Source organism: Nocardiopsis codii, from assembly GCF_036327455.1.
Classification (GTDB): Bacteria; Actinomycetota; Actinomycetes; order Streptosporangiales; family Streptosporangiaceae; genus Nocardiopsis; species Nocardiopsis codii.
Map to the genome: position 1 here is coordinate 115,959 of NZ_JAUZMY010000022.1, position 16,760 is coordinate 132,718.

Genomic DNA, 16,760 nt, shown 5'->3' on the forward strand with positions numbered 1-16,760 from the left:
TCAGCGGGGTCGGCGTCGCGACGCGCTCGGCCGTCCCTGCGGGTGGTCGGGGGTATGCCATGCCGTCAGCCTGCGATCCCCGCGCGACGCGGGTCCGAGGGTTTTCCACAGGCTGGGGAAGGGGCTTCCGGAACAGCCTCCACCACCGGAACCTGGAGATGGGCGCCGACACTCCGTCCGCCCCTCACCAGGGAGGTTCCATGTTCGCTCGCGTAGGCACGCCACCCGGTTCCACCGCACGGCCCGGGGACGACGACGGGATGGCCACCGCCGAGTACGCGCTCTGCGCGGTCATCGGAGCCGCGTTCGCCGGGGTCCTCTACGTCATCATCACCAGCGGCGAGGTCAGGAACGCCCTCACCTCGCTCGTGGTCGATGCGCTCAGCTCGGGTTTCTGACCGCGGGTCGGTCACCGTGGAGGCGGCGCTCACGCTCCCCTCCCTGCTGCTCGTCCTGGCCGTCTCGTTCGGGGCCGTCCAGGCCGCCTCGGCCCAGCTCGCCTGCGCCGACGCCGCGCGTGTGGGGGCCCGGGCCCTCGCCCGGGGTGAACACGACGACCGGGCCCGGACCTTGGCGCTGACCGCCGCGCCCCGTGACGCCGACGTCCACCTGTCCGAGGACGGGGACACCGCCCGCGTCACCGTACGGGCCGAGCTCCGGCTCGGTCCGATCGCGTCACCCCTCGTGGTGGACGGCAGCGCCGCCGTCCTCCTCGAACCCGGGAGCTGACCACGTGCACTCCGACTCCGGCTCCGCCACCGTCTGGTGGGCGGGCCTGGGCGCCCTGCTCTGGTTCGTCACCCTCGCCGTCCTCGCGACGGCGACGGCACGGCTCGACCGTGACCGCGCCACCACCGCCGCCGATCTCGCCGCACTCGCGGCCGCCGCCGGGCTCGTCCGAGGAACGGAACGCGCCTGCGCGGAGGCCCGGGACACCGCAGAGGCCAACGAGGCTTCCCTCGAATCCTGCGTCATCACCGGCTCCACCGCAGAGGTGGTGGTCTCGGTCCCGTCGTCACTGGTGGACCGCGACGTCCTGGCGCGCGCCCGCGCCGGACCGGTCCACGAAGCCGTCTCCAGCGAGGAAGTGCCATGAGCCCCGCCCCCGTCTCCGTGCTGCTGTGCGCCCTCCTGTTGGGCGGCTCTCCCCAATCGGATGACTACGCCCCGCCGCCCTGCCCGACCGCCACCGAACCCGCGTCGCGCGAGGCGGACCACGCTCCCGCCGCCTGCGCGTCCCCGTCCGCGAGCCCCTCCGCCCCGCGTCCCGCCGACGCACGGCCGGCGGAGTCGCCGAGCGACCCCGGCCCGCGCCCGGCGGCGGCTCCGTCCCCCGTCCACGAACCCGTCGTCCGCTACACGGCGGAGGCCGCGCACCCCGCCGCGACCGCCGCGCGGGCCGTCGGCCACACGTCCACCGCGATCCTGGTGCTCCTGTGCGTCGCGGTGCTGGTCATGCGCCTGTCCGTCGGCTGGCCGCGCTTTCCCGACCCGTACCTCGGCCGGCGGCGCCGCTCCCACGACCGGGAGGGCTACTGACCCGTCGCCATCCCGAACGGACCGACTGCGCACGTCTTCGCACGGCGGACGGGGAACCGCCGTACCCTCCGATGTATGGGACACCGACACCCGAGCAGGCTCAAGAACTCCGAGGTGAGCCATGCGCGCGCACGCTGGCTCCTGAGGGCCGAGCTTGCCGGGTGCGAGGAGTGCCGCGGGGAGGGAGACCGGGAGGCACTGGCCGACCTCGCCTCGGGCGGCGTCTTCGACTCGTTGATCACCGGTTTCGTGCTCTCCCGGGTGCAGCAGTGGCGTGTGCCCGGCCGCGCGCCCGAGTACCCGGCCACGGTGTACCGCATCGCGCCCGTCGACGAGCGCGACTTCTGGCGGGAGTCCACCCAGCACTGCATGCGGGTGTGCACGGTCGAGGGGGCACGGGGAAGCAGCGTGGACACGGTGCCCGCGCTCAGGGAACTCCGGCTGATGTCCACGGCCGACCGCACGTTCGTCCTGGACGACATCATCGACGGCCTCAGCGAGGACGAGGCCTGACCGTGAGGAGGGGGCGGCCTCTCCGACAGGTCTGCCCCACGCCCGACCGACACGGCATCACCCGAGCGGCCCGACTCCACAGGAGCCAGGCCGCGTCGGTCGTGCCCGCCCTCCGAGCCCGCCCCGCCCGTCTCCCACGCGCCTCTCGCCGCCTTCGCCTTCCACGCGCCCCCTACGGCCTTCGTCCGATTCCTGCCTTCGTCCGACTCCCGTTTCCCCTTCCCCTCGGGGTGAACCGGGCCGGGCCGCGGGGAGGTGAGGAGCGTCCGCCCGCCGCACGCTGCGGTACCGGAAGCCGGTGGGGCCGCCCGCCCCGTTCGCCCCCCGCCCCGTTCGCCCCCGGGTCGCGGACCGGTGCCCGGAGATCATCCGGCGGACCGGGAGAGAGAAGACGGACCCGCGCCGGCCGCCCTGTCCGGAGGGCTGGCTCTCTCCCGGAGGATCCCGCCGCCCCGGGCGGGAGACCGGCGGGGGGTCAGGTCCCCAGCGCTCGGGACAGCAGTTCGGCGGCCATCGGGACGATGCCGATCAGCACGAACGCGGGGAGGAAGCACAGGCCCAGGGGAGCGACCACCAGCACCCCCAGCCGCTCCACCCGCGCTGTCGCCCGGGTGTGCAGGGTCCGACGAAGGTCGGTGGCATGGCGGTCCAGCAGGTCCGCGACCGGTGCCCCGGTGTCGGCGGCCCGTGCCAGGTCCCGCCCCACCGCGGCCAGCGGCGCGGGAAGGGCGGAGCGCCGCCACGCCGACACCGGGTCGGCTCCCAACCGCAACTGGTCGGCGACCGCGCCCAGTTCGTCGCCCAGCCTCCCGCGCGCGGCCCCGGAGACCGCGGTGAGACAGACCGGCAGGGTCGCGCCCGCCCGGATCCCCGAGGACAGCAGACCGATCACCACGGGCAGGTCGGAGGTCACCGGAAGCCGCTCCGGCCGGTGGCCGGCACGTCGGGCACGCACCCACAGGGCAGTGCACCCCCCGACTGCGAGGACGCCGCCGACCGGTCCGAACAGGGTGGCCGCCGCGGCCACCGCCGACACACCCCCGAGGGTGAGCGCCAGGGCCCGGAACGGCAGCCCGGACCGGTGGGACGGTCCGCCGTCCCCTCCCGTGCCGGGCAGCCGTGTCCGGAGGACGCGGCCCCCGCCCGTCGACACCCACGCCGCTGCGGCGCCGAACAGCACCGCGGTCACCGTCAACATCCCGTCCCCTTCCCTTCGTGTCGCCTCGTGTGCTGTTCCCGCCCTGCCGCCGTGCCGCTCTCCGGGCCCGTCCCCGCTGGCCCCGTCCGCCCTCTCTACCCGCGTGCCCGAATCGCCCCTGTCGGGTCCTCGCCCGCCTCCCGCCCCAGCCCTGCTCCCCCCCCCGCTCGCTCTCACGCCTCTCTCCGGTCCGCCCCCGGGCCGACTTCCGACGGCGCCGGTCGAACGGCGACCGCTTCCCGGCGATCGCTCCACGGCGAGCCGTCACGGTGGAGCGGTCGCGGAGCGCAGCATCCGCAGCGCCCACCAGAAACCCACCAGGTCCAGAAGCACGCCGCACACCAGGCAGACAACCCCCAGCGGGGTGGTGAACAGGAACACCAGCGGGGAACCGCCGAGACCGGAGGACATGAGAACCCCGGCCACCGGCAGGCACGTGAGGACGATCGCCGTCGTCCGCGGGCCGTTCGTCCGCGCCTCCGCCTCGGCCCGCTGCTCCTCCTGTTCGGTGAGGTTGGCGGCCAGCGCGTCGACGACCTCCGCCAGACCCGCCCCGGTGTCCGCGGCCACCTCCCAGCACACGGCCAGATAGGCCAGCGCCCACAGGTCGGGGTCGCGTTCGGCCTCATGGCGCAGGGACTCCGCGTCGCCCACCGCTCCCACCAGCGGGCCTGCCTCGGCCGCGGCGATCCGCAGCGCCTCCTCCGGTGGCTGGCCGGCACGCAGTTCGGCGGCCAGCACCCGGCACAGCGCGATCACCGCGTTCCGGCGTCCGGAGCCCTCCCCGGGGCGCCGCACCAGCGGCACCAGCGGCACCCGGAGCACCGGCCCCGTCCGGCGGGCCGGACGACGCGGGCGGACCAGTGCGGCGCCCAGCCGGGTGCGCTGCGGCTCCGGGACCGAGGACAGCAGAACCAGGAGCCCCGCGCACGCCGCGCACACCATGAGCGCGGTCACCGCCGCCGCCACCCGCCGCCCAGCCGGGCCGTCACCTCCTCGGCCCCGGCGTGCTCCCGGGAGGTGCCGTCCCGGTCGAAGGACACCGCGGGCACCGCGCGTACGAGCCCGGCCGGGTCGCGGCGCAGCACTCGGAGTTCGGCGAGGCGGCGGTTCCCGGAGTCGCGCACCAGGTGGACGATCATGACCCTGGTGGCGGCGAGCTGGCTGTGCACCGCGGCCCGGTCCAGGCCGGCACCGCACCCGAGCGCCTCCACCCTCGCGGGCACGTCCCCGGCGCCGTTGGCGTGGAGGGTGCCCGCGCCGCCCTCGTGACCGGTGTTGAGCGCGCCCAGCAGGGACACGATCTCCGGCCCTCGGGCCTCGCCCACGACCAGCCGGTCGGGTCGCATGCGCAGGGCCTGGCGGACCAGGACCTCCAGGGTCACCTCGCCGCTGCCCTCGATGTTGGCCGGACGGGTCTGGAGCCGCACCACGTGCGGGTGGTCGGGCCGGAGTTCGGGGGAGTCCTCGGCGAGCACCAGGCGTTCGGCCGGGTCCACGAGGGACAGCAGGCTCGACAGGAGCGTGGTCTTGCCCGTGCCCGTCCCGCCGCTCACCAGGAAGGCGACGCGCGCGGCCACGAGGGCCCGCAGCAGGTCCGCGCCGCGATCGGTGACCGTGCCGTGCTCGGTCAGCCGCTCCAGGGTGAAGACCCGCCGGGGCGGAAGGCGCAGGGACACGCACGCCCCCGCGGGTGACACCGGGGGCAGCACCGCGTGCAGCCTGGCGCCGCTGGGAAGTCTCGCGTCCACGTAGGGCACGGCGGCGTCCAGACGTCGCCCCGCCTGCGCGGCCAGCCGTTGGGCGAGCCGCCGCACCGCGTCCGCCGACTCGAACCGGACCCCCGCCCGGCGCAGCCCGCCGCCGTCGTCCACCCACACCTCGTCGGGGCCGTTGACGAGAATATCGGTGACCCCGGAGGTCATGAGCTGCTCCAGGGGCCCCGCGCCGGACAGGTCGGCGGCCAGCCGCCGGGTCATGGACAGCACCTCGGTGTCACCCAGCAGGCCTCCCTCCGCCCTGAGCGCTGCCGCGACGCTGGAGGGGCTCACCGGCGCACCGGACGCCACGAGCCGGTTGCGCACGGCCTCCACCAGCGGGCTCACCGGACCGGTTCCAGGGAGGGGAGGTCCGCCACCACTCGGTCGGCGAACCGGGCCAGCGGCGAGCGCGGGTGCCGCGCGGGTACGTCCCCGGCCGCCAGGAGCCGGTCCAGCCGGGGCTCCTGCGGCAGGTCGGCGCCGAGTTCGAGGCCGAGGGAGGTGGCCACCACGTCCGCGCTCAGGTCTCCCCGGGCGCCGCGCACCACGACACGGACGACCGCTGCCTCCTCCCGCAGGCGGGAGACCACCCGGGTCGCCGCCACCACCGAGGGCACGTCCGCCGGGACGACGACGAGCACCAGGTCGGAGCGGTTGAGGAACACGACGGTGGCCGGGTCGAACGAGCGAGGCAGGTCGGCCACCACCAGGTCGGCGCCGTCCCGCGCGCTGGACAGGGCGGAGCGCGCCGCGCCGACCGGCAGCGGAACGGGGGGAGCGGGGTCGCGCGCCCAGGTCAGCACCGACACCCCCGGAGTGCCGGGCAGCCCCGCCCGCAGGTCCTGCCAGCGCACGCGGCCGCGACGTCGCACGAGGTCGCACCAGCCGGTCTGCCGTCCCGCCGCTGGCGGGGGCGCGCTGTCACAGCCGAGGTAGAGGTCGGGGCCGCAGCCGAGGGGGTCGGCGTCGAGGAGGGCGGTGTCCCGGCCGACGCGGGCGCCCGCGAGGGCGAGCGCGACCGCGAGGAGGCTGGTCCCGGCGCCGCCGCGGCCCCCCATAACCGACACGGTGGGAGCTGGTGCCGCGGTGGGTGACGCGGCCCGGGCGAGGAGCCCCACCAGGACGGACTCGTCCCTGGGCAGGAGGAGCGTGCTCCGATCGGCAGCGGTGGAGGCGGCGGCAGTGCTTCCGCCGCGGGCCGGGGTCTCCGCGTGCACGGGGTCCCCCGCCCCGCCCGGGGCGCCGTCCTCGGAGGTGCGCGTCACGAACACGTGGCGCCCCGGGGGCGGGTCGGCGGTGCGCAGGGACGCGCGGAGTTCGGCGCCGACCACCACGAGCGGTGCGTGCCGCCACAGGCTCAGGGCCCGGTCGGTGGTCCGGGCGACGGCGACCTCGGTGGCGGCGGCGGTGGCGAGCCTGAGCAGGTCGTCGAGGAGGAGGGGGTCGGCGGTCGCGATCAGTGGGCGTGGTCGGGGGTGGGGACGGGGGTCCATCGGGGCCTCCGGGGGAGGGGGTCTTTCTTCGACCTTCGCCGACCGGAGGACGCGGGAGAAGCCCCGATCCGAAGCTGTGGACAACGTCGGAGGGGTGCGGAGCGCAGGGGGAGGACGCCGTGCGGCGGGGGAGCGGGGGACGGCGCGGGGCGGGGTCCGAGCAACCGCGGGGAGGAACGGCCGCCAGAGCAACCACGCGGAGGCACGGGGTCCGAGCAACCACCGGGAGGAGGGAGGTCGGAGAGGCCCCACCTGGCGGGCGGGATGCGTACACGGGGGCGAATACGCATGCCCGCCCGGCAGGCGAGTGGAGCGGGCGCGGGGTCTGCCTCCACAGGGGGAGCGAAAGCCACCACGCGAGTTCCGATCCTGGGGGGAGGACCGGGCCCGCTCTTCGGAAGGGCCTACAGAGAGACCTGCTCTCACGACCACCGAAAGACCGGAATCGCCGACGTTTCCCGGAGAACGGGATGCAGAGAACCCGAAATGGGGTGCGTACGGCGGAGTTCGGGCGGATCGCACCGAACCGTCGTTCAACGACGGAACAGACGCTACCACGCGGTGCTGTGTATTGGTTCGGGAATCCAGGAAGAAAAGTTGGGTCAACCACCTTTCCGGAGGCTGGACCCAGGCGTAGAAAGAAAGCAGATGGTGGCTGAGAACCACCCCGACACGGAAGCCGGGAACCCACGCACCACCCGGCCGCGTGTGGCCCGTCTAGGCCCGACAACTGGATGTACTGCCTGGCCAGACTATGGAAATGGTCGCTTGCTAACCCGGTGGAACGTGTCGGAGACGGCGCCCCGAGACACAGGTGGGGCGCCGTTCGTCATGCGCGCGCGGACGCGTGTAGCAATCCGGAAACATTCAGGGGCGGACGGACGTGCCCGGACGAACGTGGATCACGTCACTGTTGGTTGATAAATGAACGATTAACGATTCAACCTTTCCCGCCGCGCTCAACCCCGTTTGAGGGCCTCACAGGTCGCCAGCGAGTCCTGCGCTCCGGCGCGGACCGCCCGGCAGCAGTAGACGACCCACTCCGCGACCCCCTCGGGGGTGCCGCCCATGTAGGCGCGCAGGGCGGGGCCGTACTCGTCCCGCAGCGTCTGGTGCCCGAGTTCCGACGGCACCAGCGACTTCGGGTCCAGGCCCCTCTCCACCAGGGTCAGCCGCTCGGCGGCACGTGCCACCAGGCCGTCTCCCCAGCCGAACGGCCGGATCGCCATCAGCTCGCCGTGCACCAGCGCCGACGTCACCAGCGCGGGGACGGACGTGCGCGCGTCCAACAGTGCGTACAGGCCCTCCAGGCGGGCGAGCGCGACCTCCGGCGCGGGGGCGGGGCCCAGCTCCAGCGGGTCCTCGACGCGTTCCCCGGCGAGTCGGGGGCGCCCCAGGGCTTCGTCCGACACCGCCTCGGTCGCCGCGAGCGTGTGCAGGCGGGCCAGGGCTTGGCGCGGGGCCTTCGGCCAGGTGTCGACGAGCACGCCCAGTTCGCCGGACACCCGCAGGGCTCCCTTGATGCGCGTGTCGTACACGTGCCCCTCGCGGATCTCCTCCATCGAGACCTCGGCGCCCTCCAGCGCCGCTGACGCGCACGCGCCGCGCAGCGCGGACTCCATGGACACGTCGCTGCTGCGGCGGCGCAGGATGCGGTGCCCCAGCAGCCGGTCGACCAGGGTCCGCGTCTCGGCGACCGCGTCGCTCACGCCGGGCAGGCCCGCGATCCGGGACAGTGGGTCGGAAGGGGAGGCAGAAGTCGATTCGCTCACGGAGTACAACACTACGCGCCGGTAACACCGGCCGCCCACTCCCGTCGGACCCGGACCCCGCGACCGCTCGTCGCAGACCGGTGACCGTTCACCGGCCGTTCGCCGCTCGCCCGCCGGTCCCCGGCGACGCGCTGCACCCCGACTGTTCACGCGGTATGGACCGCATGATTAATTGGGTGTGAACCAGCCAACGTAAGGAGAATCACAGTGGCCGACAGCACTCCCCCGAGCCAGGAGACACTGTCCAACCTTCTCCACGAGACGCGGAGCTTTCCCCCGCCGCCCGAACTCGCGGCCGAGGCCAACGTGAAGGCCGAGGCCTACGAGCGGGCCGCGGAGGACCGTCTCGGTTTCTGGGAGGAGCAGGCCCACCGGTTGCAGTGGGAGCACCCCTGGGACACCGTCCTGGACTGGGAACCGCCGTACGCCAAGTGGTTCGTCGGGGGCAAGCTCAACGCCTCCGTCAACTGCGTGGACCGCCACGTGGCCAACGGCCTGGGCGAGCGGGTCGCCTACCACTGGGAGGGCGAGCCCGGCGACACCCGCAGCATCACCTACGCGGAGCTGAAGGACCTGGTCTCCCAGGCGGCCAACGCCATGACCGGTCTCGGTGTCGGCAAGGGCGACCGTGTCGCCATCTACATGCCGATGATCCCCGAGACCGTCGTCGCGATGCTCGCCTGCGCCCGCATCGGCGCCGTCCACATGGTCGTCTTCGGCGGCTTCTCCGTGGACGCGCTCGGCCAGCGGCTGGACGACAGCCAGGCCAAGCTGGTCGTGACCGCGGACGGCGGCTACCGGCGCGGCAAGGCCAGCGCCCTCAAGCCCGCCGTGGACGGTGCGGTCGCCGACCGCCCCGCCGTGGAGAACGTCCTCGTCGTCCGCCGCACCGGCCAGGACGTCGAGTGGACCGACCGCGACGTGTGGTGGCACGACGTGGTGGAGTCCCAGAGCACCGAGCACACCCCGGAGGCGCACGACGCCGAGGATCCGCTGTACATCATGTACACCAGCGGCACCACGGCGAAGCCGAAGGGCATCCTGCACACTACGGGCGGCTACCTCACCCAGGCGGCCTACACCCACTGGGCGGTGTTCGACCTCAAGCCCGAGACCGACGTCTACTGGTGCGCCGCCGACATCGGGTGGGTGACCGGCCACTCCTACATCGTGTACGGACCGCTCGCCAACGCCGCGACCACGGTCCTGTACGAGGGAACCCCCGACACGCCGCACCGCGGGCGCTTCTGGGAGATCATCCAGAAGTACGAGGTCACCATCGCCTACATGGCGCCCACGGCGATCCGCACCTTCATGAAGTGGGGGGACGCCATCCCCGCCGAGTTCGACCTGTCCAGCCTGCGTGTCATCGGCTCGGTGGGCGAGCCCATCAACCCCGAGGCGTACGTCTGGTACCGGGAGAACATCGGCGGCAACCGCACCCCGGTCGTGGACACCTGGTGGCAGACCGAGACTGGCGCCATCATGGTCAGCCCCCTGCCCGGCGTGACCTCCGGCAAGCCCGGCGCCGCCATGCGCGCCCTTCCGGGGATCGTCGCCGACGTCGTGGACGAGGAGGGCAAGTCGGTCCCCGACGGCGAGGGCGGGTTCATCGTCATCCGCGAGCCGTGGCCCGCGATGCTCCGGGGCATCTGGGGAGACCCCCAGCGCTACAAGGACACCTACTGGTCGCGCTTCGAGGGCCTGTACTTCCCCGGTGATGGTGCGAAGAAGGACGAGGACGGCGACCTGTGGCTCCTGGGCCGCGTGGACGACGTCATGCTCATCTCCGGCCACAACATCTCCACCACCGAGGTCGAGTCCGCGCTCGTCTCGCACCCGCGGGTGGCCGAGGCCGCGGTGGTCGGGGCGGCCGACAAGGTCACCGGCCAGGCGATCGTCGGCTTCGTCATCCTGCGCGACGGCGGGGAGGAGGTCCCGGAGGAGCTCGTCCAGGAGCTCCGCAACCATGTCGGCACCTCGCTCGGCCCGATCGCGAAGCCCGCCCGCCTCCTGGCGGTGCCGGAGCTGCCCAAGACCCGCTCCGGCAAGATCATGCGGCGACTGCTGCGCGACATCGCCGAGGAGCGGGCCGTCGGTGACACCTCCACGCTGACCGACTCCTCCATCATGGACGTGATCGCCAAGCAGCTGCCGTCCGTCCGCAAGGACGGCTAGGGCCCCGCACCGGGCGGTGCCCGGTCCTTCCGGCCGGGCACCGCCCGGAAGGGCTTGGGCGGAGGTCCGCGACCGACACCGCCCGGTGCCGGGCCACGGGGACCGTTCCCCGGACACGGCCCCGGCACCACGCGGACGGCCGCGTACTCACCCGCGTGACGAAAACGGACCGGTGTCGTTGTGCGTGCCGTGAGAGACACGGGTGGTGGCGCATGTGCGAGGATGCGGAGGATCATCCGCGTGTTCGGACCGAGAGAAGGGAACCCCCACGATGGTGGACAAGCCGGGTACCGGCGAGCCTGACGCCGCCGGCACCGACCGTTCCATCGGCGCGCTGGTCTCCGACGCCACCGACAACCTCTCCCGGCTCGTGCGCCTGGAGATCCAGCTCGCCAAGCTGGAGGCCAAGGCCGACGCGGTCAAGATCGGCAAGGGCATCGCCGGGTTCGCGGTCGTCGCGGTCCTGGCCCACATCTTCGTCATCCTGCTCTCGGTGACCATCGCCTTCGCGCTGTACGAGCTGTTCGCGCTGCCCGCCTGGGCCTGCCTCGGCATCGTCACGCTGTTCTACCTGCTCCTCGCGGCGATCTTCGCCCTGTACGGCCTCGTCAACTTCCGCAGGCGGCAGGGGCTCCAGCGCACCGCGCTGACCACCTCCCGCCTCAGCGGCATCCTGCGCGGTGAGATCCGGCCCCCCAAGCCCGGTGACGACGTCGACACCCCCGACACCGCCGGGGCGACCGCAGCGACGGCGCGGTAGCCGCACGCGGTGTTGGACGACTCGGCCGCGTACGTCGACGGCCCGTGGACGCATCGGACCGTCAACGCGGCGGGGGCGCGGTTCCACGTGGCCGAGGCCGGCGAGGGGCCACTGGTGCTCCTCCTGCACGGCTTCCCCCAGTTCTGGTGGGCGTGGCGGTCCCAGTTGGTCGCCCTCGCCGCGGCCGGGTTCCGCGCGGTCGCGGTCGACATGCGCGGCTACGGGGCCAGTGACAAGACCCCCCGCGGCTACGACCTCGTCACCCTCGCCCAGGACGCCGCCGGTCTGGTCCGGGCACTGGGGTCGCGGGACGCCGTCGTGGTGGGCCACGGCGTGGGCGGCCTCGTCGGCTGGACGATGACGGCCTACCACCCGGTCTCCGTGCGCGCATTGGCAGCCGTCTCCTCCCCGCACCCGCTGCGCACCGGCAGGCTCATCGCCTCCGGCGGCCCCGGCGTGCGCCACATGGTCCGGGCCCAGGTGCCGATCCTCCCTGAGCACAGGTTCCTGGCCGACGGGTGTGTCCGTGTGGGCGACCTCCTGCGCGACTGGTCGGCCCCCGGGTGGCCCGACACCGAGGCCGAGGAGCAGTACCGGCGGGCCTTCGCCATCCCGAAGGTCTCCCACTGCTCACTGGAGTACCACCGCTGGATCTTCCGGTCGCGGTGGCGTCCGGACGGGCTCCGCTACAACGCGCGCCTGCGGCCTCCGGTCCGCGTCCCCGTCCTCCAGGTCCACGGCGACCTGGACCCGGTGTGCTCCCCCGAGACGGCACGCGCCTCCCGGCGCCTCGTGGCGGGGGCCTACCGTTGGGTGCGGATTCCGGGTGCGGGACACTTCCCGCACGAGGAACGCCCGGAGGAGGTCTCCCGAGCGCTCGTCGGGTGGCTGGGGGAGATCGGCGGCGAACAGGCTGACGGAGCCCGGGAGGGCGACGGGGAACGGCGGTGAGGCAGTGATGGCGACGGAGTCCGCGTCGGCGGGTCGGGACCGGAACGAGACCGGACGGGCGCAGAACCAGCGACCGCGCGACCGCTACGGGCGGCCGCTGCCGCACGGCAGCGCGGGTGAGGTCGAGCGGGTCCCCGATGACGCCGTCTTCTCCGCCGAGGAAGGGCTGGAAGAAGCCCAGCGGCTCCTCGACGGAGGGTACGCTTTCACCGCCCACGAGGTTCTCGAAGCCGTGTGGAAGTCCTCGCCCGATCCCGAACGGGAACTGTGGCGGGGCCTCGCACAGGTGGCCGTGGGCGTCACCCACGCCCAGCGCGGCAACACGGTCGGTGCCGCGCGACTGCTGCGGCGGGGGGCGGACCGGGTCCGTGAGTTCGGACCGGACGCCCCGCACGGGGTGGACGTGGCCGGCGTGGCGGCGTTCGCACGCGGGCTGGCGGACGACCTGGACGCGGGCCGGGCCGGGCCGGGCGACGGGATCGACCCGGCGGGGATGCGCCTGCGCGGCGAGTAGGGACGGCGGGGCGGAGCCGCCGGGACCGCGAGCCCGCGGAGACGCGCGGAGGGCACGCCTCAGGGGAGTGCAGTGGTCCGTCGTGGCCGCTGGTAGCGGTGTGGCTGATGAGGCCCATTCCGGATTCATGCCTTTATGAGTGCTTTAACGTTAACATGGCATTAAGATATTATGCGATGTTATTCAAGGTTAATATCACCTAATAAAGCGATTTATCCTGCTTCTGGGATCACCGTAAGATCACATCTTTGGTTTGTCTTGGGGAAATCCCGAATCGCCACTCACCTTTATTCGGAATCGTGCGTAGAATCCCCGGATCACCGCCCGTGAGAGTGCAGCGCGGACGGTGTGCACCACAACCAAAGGTGGCACCGCTTCGACCCCGCCAGGCGTGCTGTCGGGCCAGCTCAGGCTCCTTCCGGACGGCGGTACTTCCACTGGCGGCGCGCTGGACCGACGCCCGCGGGGCGACCGTTCCCCGCGTTTCCTGTGGACGGGGCCGAAAAGGTCGTGCCCGTCTCAAGGAGGACGGATTGTCTGGGCTCAACCTCGCCGCGCCAAGCGGCACGGCCCTATCACTGGCAGGCACCGACTTCACACTCGTCATCGTCGTCATGGTGGTGGCCCTTCTGGCCCTCGCCGTCGCGGGGATGCTTGTACGTGAGGTCCTCGCCGCGGAGCAGGGCACAGAGCGGATGCGCAACATCGCGCTCGCGGTCCAGGAAGGAGCGAGCGCCTATCTGACACGACAGTTCCGCACCCTCGCGGTGTTCGTCGTCGTCATCCCGCTGCTGCTGCTCCTCCTGCCCGCCGACTCATGGGACATCCGGATCGGCCGGTCGATCTTCTTCGCGCTCGGCGCCGTACTGTCGTCCGTCACCGGGTTCATCGGCATGTGGCTGGCCGTCCGCGGCAACGTCCGCGTCGCGGCGGCGGCCCGGGGCGGTGACGTGGCGTCCAACCACAGGGCCATGCGGATCGCCTTCCGCACCGGTGGCGTCGCCGGCATGATCACCGTCGGCCTCGGCCTGTTCGGCGCCGCACTCGTCGTCGTCCTCTACCGGGGCGACGCACCCATCGTCCTGGAGGGCTTCGGCTTCGGCGCCGCCCTCCTGGCCATGTTCATGCGTGTCGGCGGCGGCATCTTCACCAAGGCCGCCGACGTCGGCGCCGACCTCGTCGGCAAGGTCGAACAGGGCATCCCCGAGGACGACCCCCGCAACGCCGCCACCATCGCCGACAACGTCGGCGACAACGTGGGCGACTGCGCGGGCATGGCCGCCGACCTCTTCGAGTCGTACGCCGTCGTGCTCGTCGCCTCGCTGATCCTCGGCCGGGTCGCCTTCGGCACCGAGGGCCTCGTGTTCCCGCTCCTCGTCCCCATGATCGGTGTCATCACGGCGATCATCGGCATCTTCCTGGTCGCCCCCCGCGCCCGGGACAGGTCGGCGATGACGGCGATCAACCGGGGCTTCTTCATCTCCGCGGGCATCTCGGCGGTTCTCGTCGTCGGTACCTCCCTCTGGTACCTGCCCAGCAGCTTCGAGGAGCTCTCCGGAGTCAGCCCGCAGGTCCTGGCGGAGATCGAGGCGTCCGGCACCGCGCCCGACCCGAGGTTCATCGCGATCGCCGCCGTCCTCATCGGCCTGGTGCTCGCCGCCGCCATCCAGCTGCTCACCGGCTACTTCACCGAGACCGACAAGCGCCCGGTCCGGGACATCGGCGCGAGCTCCGAGACCGGTGCGGCCACCGTCATCCTCTCCGGCATCTCCGTCGGCCTGGAGTCGGCGGTCTACTCCGCCCTGCTCATCGCCGGAGCCGTGTACGCGGCGTTCCTCCTCGGAGGCGGCTCCATCACCCTGAGCCTGTTCGCCGTCGCCCTCGCCGGCACCGGCCTGCTCACCACCGTCGGCATCATCGTCGCGATGGACACCTTCGGCCCCGTGTCCGACAACGCCCAGGGCATCGCCGAGATGTCCGGAGACGTGGAGGGCAAGGGGGCGGAGATCCTCACCGGCCTCGACGCCGTCGGCAACACGACCAAGGCGATCACCAAGGGCATCGCCATCGCCACGGCGGTCCTGGCCGCCACCGCCCTCTTCGGCGCCTTCCGCACCTCGGTCCAGGAGCAGCTCGGCGGGGGCGAGGAGGCGTTCTCCCTCTCGATCGACCAGCCGGACGTGCTCGTCGGCGTCATCATCGGCGCCAGCGTGGTGTTCTTCTTCTCCGGTCTGGCCATCATGGCCGTCGGCCGCGCCGCGGGCCGCGTGGTCCTGGAGGTGCGCGAGCAGTTCCGCACGCGTCCCGGGATCATGGACGGCACGGAGCAGCCCGAGTACGCGCGGGTGGTCGACATCTGCACCAAGGACTCGCTGCGCGAGCTGGTCACCCCCGGCCTCCTGGCGGTCCTGGCGCCGATCGCGGTCGGTTTCGCCTTCGGCTACGCACCCCTCGGCGCGTTCCTCGGCGGCGCCATCGCCGCCGGTGTGCTCATGGCGGTCTTCCTGTCCAACTCCGGCGGCGCCTGGGACAACGCCAAGAAGCTCGTCGAGGACGGCCACCACGGAGGCAAGGGATCGGAGGCCCACGAGGCCACGATCATCGGGGACACCGTCGGCGACCCGTTCAAGGACACGGCCGGCCCGGCCATCAACCCCCTGCTCAAGGTCATGAACCTCGTGGCGCTGATCGTGGCGCCCAGCGTGGTGATCTACGCGGACAACGTGGTCCTGCGGGTCGTGGTGACCGTGATCGCCGTGGGCGTGCTCGTCGGCGCGATCCTCTGGTCCAAGAACCGTGGCGCCGGGAACGAGACCCAGCTCGCGGAGCTGGGCGGCCAGTCCGCCCCCAAGACCGCCCCCGAGGCCGGGGACGGTGGAGCCTCCGCCGGGGGAGACGGGGCCTCGGCCTCGGACGGGGCCTCCGGGGACGAGGGATCGGATCCGAAGGAGTCCGACCACAAGGAGGAGGCGCACGCCGGAGACGGCAAGTAGCGCAACTGCCAGGTCGCGGCCGTCCGGGAACCCCGGGCGGCCGTCGCCGTGTGCGGGAGGGCCCCTAACCTGGACTCGCGGGGGGTACCTCTCGTACGGACGACGCAGAAGGGGTTGCAGATGTCAGGGGTGAAGGGACTGCTCGTCATCCTGGCCGTCATGGTGGGGTTCATCGGCGCGCTCGCCGCCGTCGCGAACAGCCTGACGCCATGAGCGGCGCGCGCACACTGCTGCTGATGCGGCACGCGACGGCCGAGCACGGCCACGGGGCGGACTACGAGCGCGGCCTCACCGACCTCGGCAGGGACCAGGCGGAGGCCGTGGGGCGGTTGCTCTCCCGGCGGGGATACGTCCCGGACCACGTCATCTGCTCCGCCGCGAGGCGCACCAGACAGACCCTGGACGGCGTGCTCGGGGCGATGGACCTGGAGTCGCACCCCGAGGTCGACTACTCGGAGGCGGCGTACTCGGCCGGTGTGGACACGCTCCTGGAACTGCTGAACAGGGTCGACGGGGAAGCGCGCACGGTCCTGGTCGTGGCGCACAACCCGACGGTGGCCCAGCTGGCGGCGGGATTCGTGGGGAACGACGCCCTGGTGTCCTACGCGCCGGCCACGGTCGCGGCCGTCGACCTGGAGGTCGAGTGGCTCTACGCGGCGCCGGGAACGGGCTCCGGCACCCTGCTCAACTGAAGTGACCCAGGTCACGCACGCCCCAGGTTGCCAGTGTCGGGGGGCAGGGGTAATGTTCTCCGAGTCGCCTCCGACCGGCCCAAGGTCGCAAGGAGCTGCGGCATCCTCCTCCGGCGAAACGGACGCATTGGCGGCCGTGCCGGAAACCTGATTCACATCCGATCCAGACTCCGAACCTCGCGGTTCGAGCACTGCCCGGGCCATGTAAACTCAGGGAGTCGCTTCAAAAGCCAAGTCCATTCGGACAAAAGCAAACGAAGCAAAACGGGCTTTACCCCGATCACGAACCACAAACCGCCGATTTGGCGGGGCGCGGAACACCTGATAAAGTAAAGACACAACAAAGCGGAAACGCAGACGCCTTCCACGGAAGAGCACACGGTCCACCAGGATCGGG

17 protein-coding genes are annotated in these 16,760 nt (G+C 72.5%); 11 read left to right on the forward strand and 6 right to left on the reverse strand.

The annotated features are described in order from the left end of the window. Nucleotides 1-200: 200 nt before the first annotated feature. The 5 genes from Q8791_RS21340 to Q8791_RS21360 all read left to right on the forward strand — a co-directional run bounded on the left by Q8791_RS21340 (nucleotide 201) and on the right by Q8791_RS21360 (nucleotide 2,052). Nucleotides 201-398 carry a DUF4244 domain-containing protein gene (locus Q8791_RS21340; RefSeq protein WP_330093524.1) on the forward strand — a complete coding sequence of 66 codons (198 nt, stop codon included), beginning with the start codon at nucleotides 201-203 and terminating at the stop codon, nucleotides 396-398. Next, the gene (locus Q8791_RS21345) at nucleotides 376-729 is read left to right on the forward strand and encodes a TadE family type IV pilus minor pilin (RefSeq protein WP_330093525.1); all 354 of its coding nucleotides are present in this window, start codon (nucleotides 376-378) and stop codon (nucleotides 727-729) included. Before Q8791_RS21340 ends, Q8791_RS21345 begins: the two co-directional genes overlap by 23 nt. 4 nt (nucleotides 730-733) lie before the next feature. After that, nucleotides 734-1,096, forward strand: coding sequence for an Rv3654c family TadE-like protein (locus Q8791_RS21350; RefSeq protein ID WP_330093526.1), 363 nt, complete (start codon nucleotides 734-736; stop codon nucleotides 1,094-1,096). Next, nucleotides 1,093-1,539 (forward strand): hypothetical protein, encoded by a 447-nt coding sequence (locus Q8791_RS21355; RefSeq protein ID WP_330093527.1) that lies wholly within the window; start codon nucleotides 1,093-1,095, stop codon nucleotides 1,537-1,539. The genes Q8791_RS21350 and Q8791_RS21355 overlap by 4 nt, the downstream gene beginning before the upstream one ends. A 75-nt stretch (nucleotides 1,540-1,614) precedes the next feature. Further along, nucleotides 1,615-2,052 carry a hypothetical protein gene (locus Q8791_RS21360; RefSeq protein WP_330093528.1) on the forward strand — a complete coding sequence of 146 codons (438 nt, stop codon included), beginning with the start codon at nucleotides 1,615-1,617 and terminating at the stop codon, nucleotides 2,050-2,052. A gap of 475 nt (nucleotides 2,053-2,527) precedes the next feature. Here Q8791_RS21360 and Q8791_RS21365 read toward each other — a convergent pair whose 3' ends face one another. The 5 genes from Q8791_RS21365 to Q8791_RS21385 all read right to left on the reverse strand — a co-directional run bounded on the left by Q8791_RS21365 (nucleotide 2,528) and on the right by Q8791_RS21385 (nucleotide 8,275). Then, nucleotides 2,528-3,250: a type II secretion system F family protein gene (locus tag Q8791_RS21365; RefSeq protein ID WP_330093529.1), complete on the reverse strand. Its 723-nt coding sequence runs from the start codon at nucleotides 3,248-3,250 to the stop codon at nucleotides 2,528-2,530. A gap of 264 nt (nucleotides 3,251-3,514) precedes the next feature. Next, nucleotides 3,515-4,219 (reverse strand): type II secretion system F family protein, encoded by a 705-nt coding sequence (locus Q8791_RS21370; protein WP_330093530.1) that lies wholly within the window; start codon nucleotides 4,217-4,219, stop codon nucleotides 3,515-3,517. Beyond that, complete coding sequence (locus tag Q8791_RS21375; protein ID WP_330093531.1) at nucleotides 4,204-5,355, reverse strand: TadA family conjugal transfer-associated ATPase; 1,152 nt, start codon at nucleotides 5,353-5,355, stop codon at nucleotides 4,204-4,206. Before Q8791_RS21375 ends, Q8791_RS21370 begins: the two co-directional genes overlap by 16 nt. Next, complete coding sequence (gene ssd, locus Q8791_RS21380) at nucleotides 5,352-6,503, reverse strand: septum site-determining protein Ssd (RefSeq protein WP_330093532.1); 1,152 nt, start codon at nucleotides 6,501-6,503, stop codon at nucleotides 5,352-5,354. The genes Q8791_RS21375 and ssd overlap by 4 nt, the downstream gene beginning before the upstream one ends. Nucleotides 6,504-7,462: 959 nt before the next feature. Beyond that, entirely contained in the window at nucleotides 7,463-8,275 is an 813-nt protein-coding gene (locus Q8791_RS21385; protein WP_330093533.1) for a Fic family protein, read from the reverse strand. A 207-nt stretch (nucleotides 8,276-8,482) separates the two neighbouring features. On the opposite strand from Q8791_RS21385, the gene acs reads away from it, so the two are divergent. From acs to Q8791_RS21415, 6 genes are all read left to right on the forward strand, one after another. Further along, a complete protein-coding gene (gene acs / locus Q8791_RS21390; protein WP_330093534.1) occupies nucleotides 8,483-10,453 on the forward strand; it encodes an acetate--CoA ligase in 1,971 nt (656 codons plus the stop codon). A gap of 271 nt (nucleotides 10,454-10,724) precedes the next feature. Continuing rightward, entirely contained in the window at nucleotides 10,725-11,213 is a 489-nt protein-coding gene (locus tag Q8791_RS21395; RefSeq protein WP_330093535.1) for a phage holin family protein, read from the forward strand. A gap of 9 nt (nucleotides 11,214-11,222) precedes the next feature. After that, nucleotides 11,223-12,164, forward strand: coding sequence for an alpha/beta fold hydrolase (locus tag Q8791_RS21400; protein ID WP_330093536.1), 942 nt, complete (start codon nucleotides 11,223-11,225; stop codon nucleotides 12,162-12,164). A 7-nt stretch (nucleotides 12,165-12,171) separates the two neighbouring features. After that, nucleotides 12,172-12,678 (forward strand): DUF309 domain-containing protein, encoded by a 507-nt coding sequence (locus tag Q8791_RS21405; RefSeq protein WP_330093537.1) that lies wholly within the window; start codon nucleotides 12,172-12,174, stop codon nucleotides 12,676-12,678. A gap of 533 nt (nucleotides 12,679-13,211) precedes the next feature. Then, nucleotides 13,212-15,671 (forward strand): sodium-translocating pyrophosphatase, encoded by a 2,460-nt coding sequence (locus Q8791_RS21410; RefSeq protein WP_330093538.1) that lies wholly within the window; start codon nucleotides 13,212-13,214, stop codon nucleotides 15,669-15,671. 209 nt (nucleotides 15,672-15,880) lie between these two features. Then, on the forward strand, nucleotides 15,881-16,363 hold the full coding sequence (locus Q8791_RS21415) for a SixA phosphatase family protein (RefSeq protein WP_330093539.1): 483 nt from the start codon (nucleotides 15,881-15,883) through the stop codon (nucleotides 16,361-16,363). A gap of 210 nt (nucleotides 16,364-16,573) precedes the next feature. Here the strand turns inward: Q8791_RS21415 and Q8791_RS21420 are convergent. Beyond that, nucleotides 16,574-16,760 (reverse strand): hypothetical protein (locus Q8791_RS21420; protein ID WP_330093540.1); only part of this gene is annotated, 187 nt, incomplete at its 5' end.

Coding starts and splice junctions, on each gene's coding strand:
- Q8791_RS21340 (WP_330093524.1), top strand. CDS start 201: ATGTTCGCTCGCGTAGGCACGCCACCCGGTTCCACCGCACGGCCCGGG.
- Q8791_RS21345 (WP_330093525.1), top strand. CDS start 376: ATGCGCTCAGCTCGGGTTTCTGACCGCGGGTCGGTCACCGTGGAGGCG.
- Q8791_RS21355 (WP_330093527.1), top strand. CDS start 1,093: ATGAGCCCCGCCCCCGTCTCCGTGCTGCTGTGCGCCCTCCTGTTGGGC.
- Q8791_RS21360 (WP_330093528.1), top strand. CDS start 1,615: ATGGGACACCGACACCCGAGCAGGCTCAAGAACTCCGAGGTGAGCCAT.
- Q8791_RS21365 (WP_330093529.1), bottom strand. CDS start 3,250: ATGTTGACGGTGACCGCGGTGCTGTTCGGCGCCGCAGCGGCGTGGGTG.
- ssd (WP_330093532.1), bottom strand. CDS start 6,503: ATGGACCCCCGTCCCCACCCCCGACCACGCCCACTGATCGCGACCGCC.
- Q8791_RS21395 (WP_330093535.1), top strand. CDS start 10,725: ATGGTGGACAAGCCGGGTACCGGCGAGCCTGACGCCGCCGGCACCGAC.
- Q8791_RS21405 (WP_330093537.1), top strand. CDS start 12,172: ATGGCGACGGAGTCCGCGTCGGCGGGTCGGGACCGGAACGAGACCGGA.
- Q8791_RS21415 (WP_330093539.1), top strand. CDS start 15,881: ATGAGCGGCGCGCGCACACTGCTGCTGATGCGGCACGCGACGGCCGAG.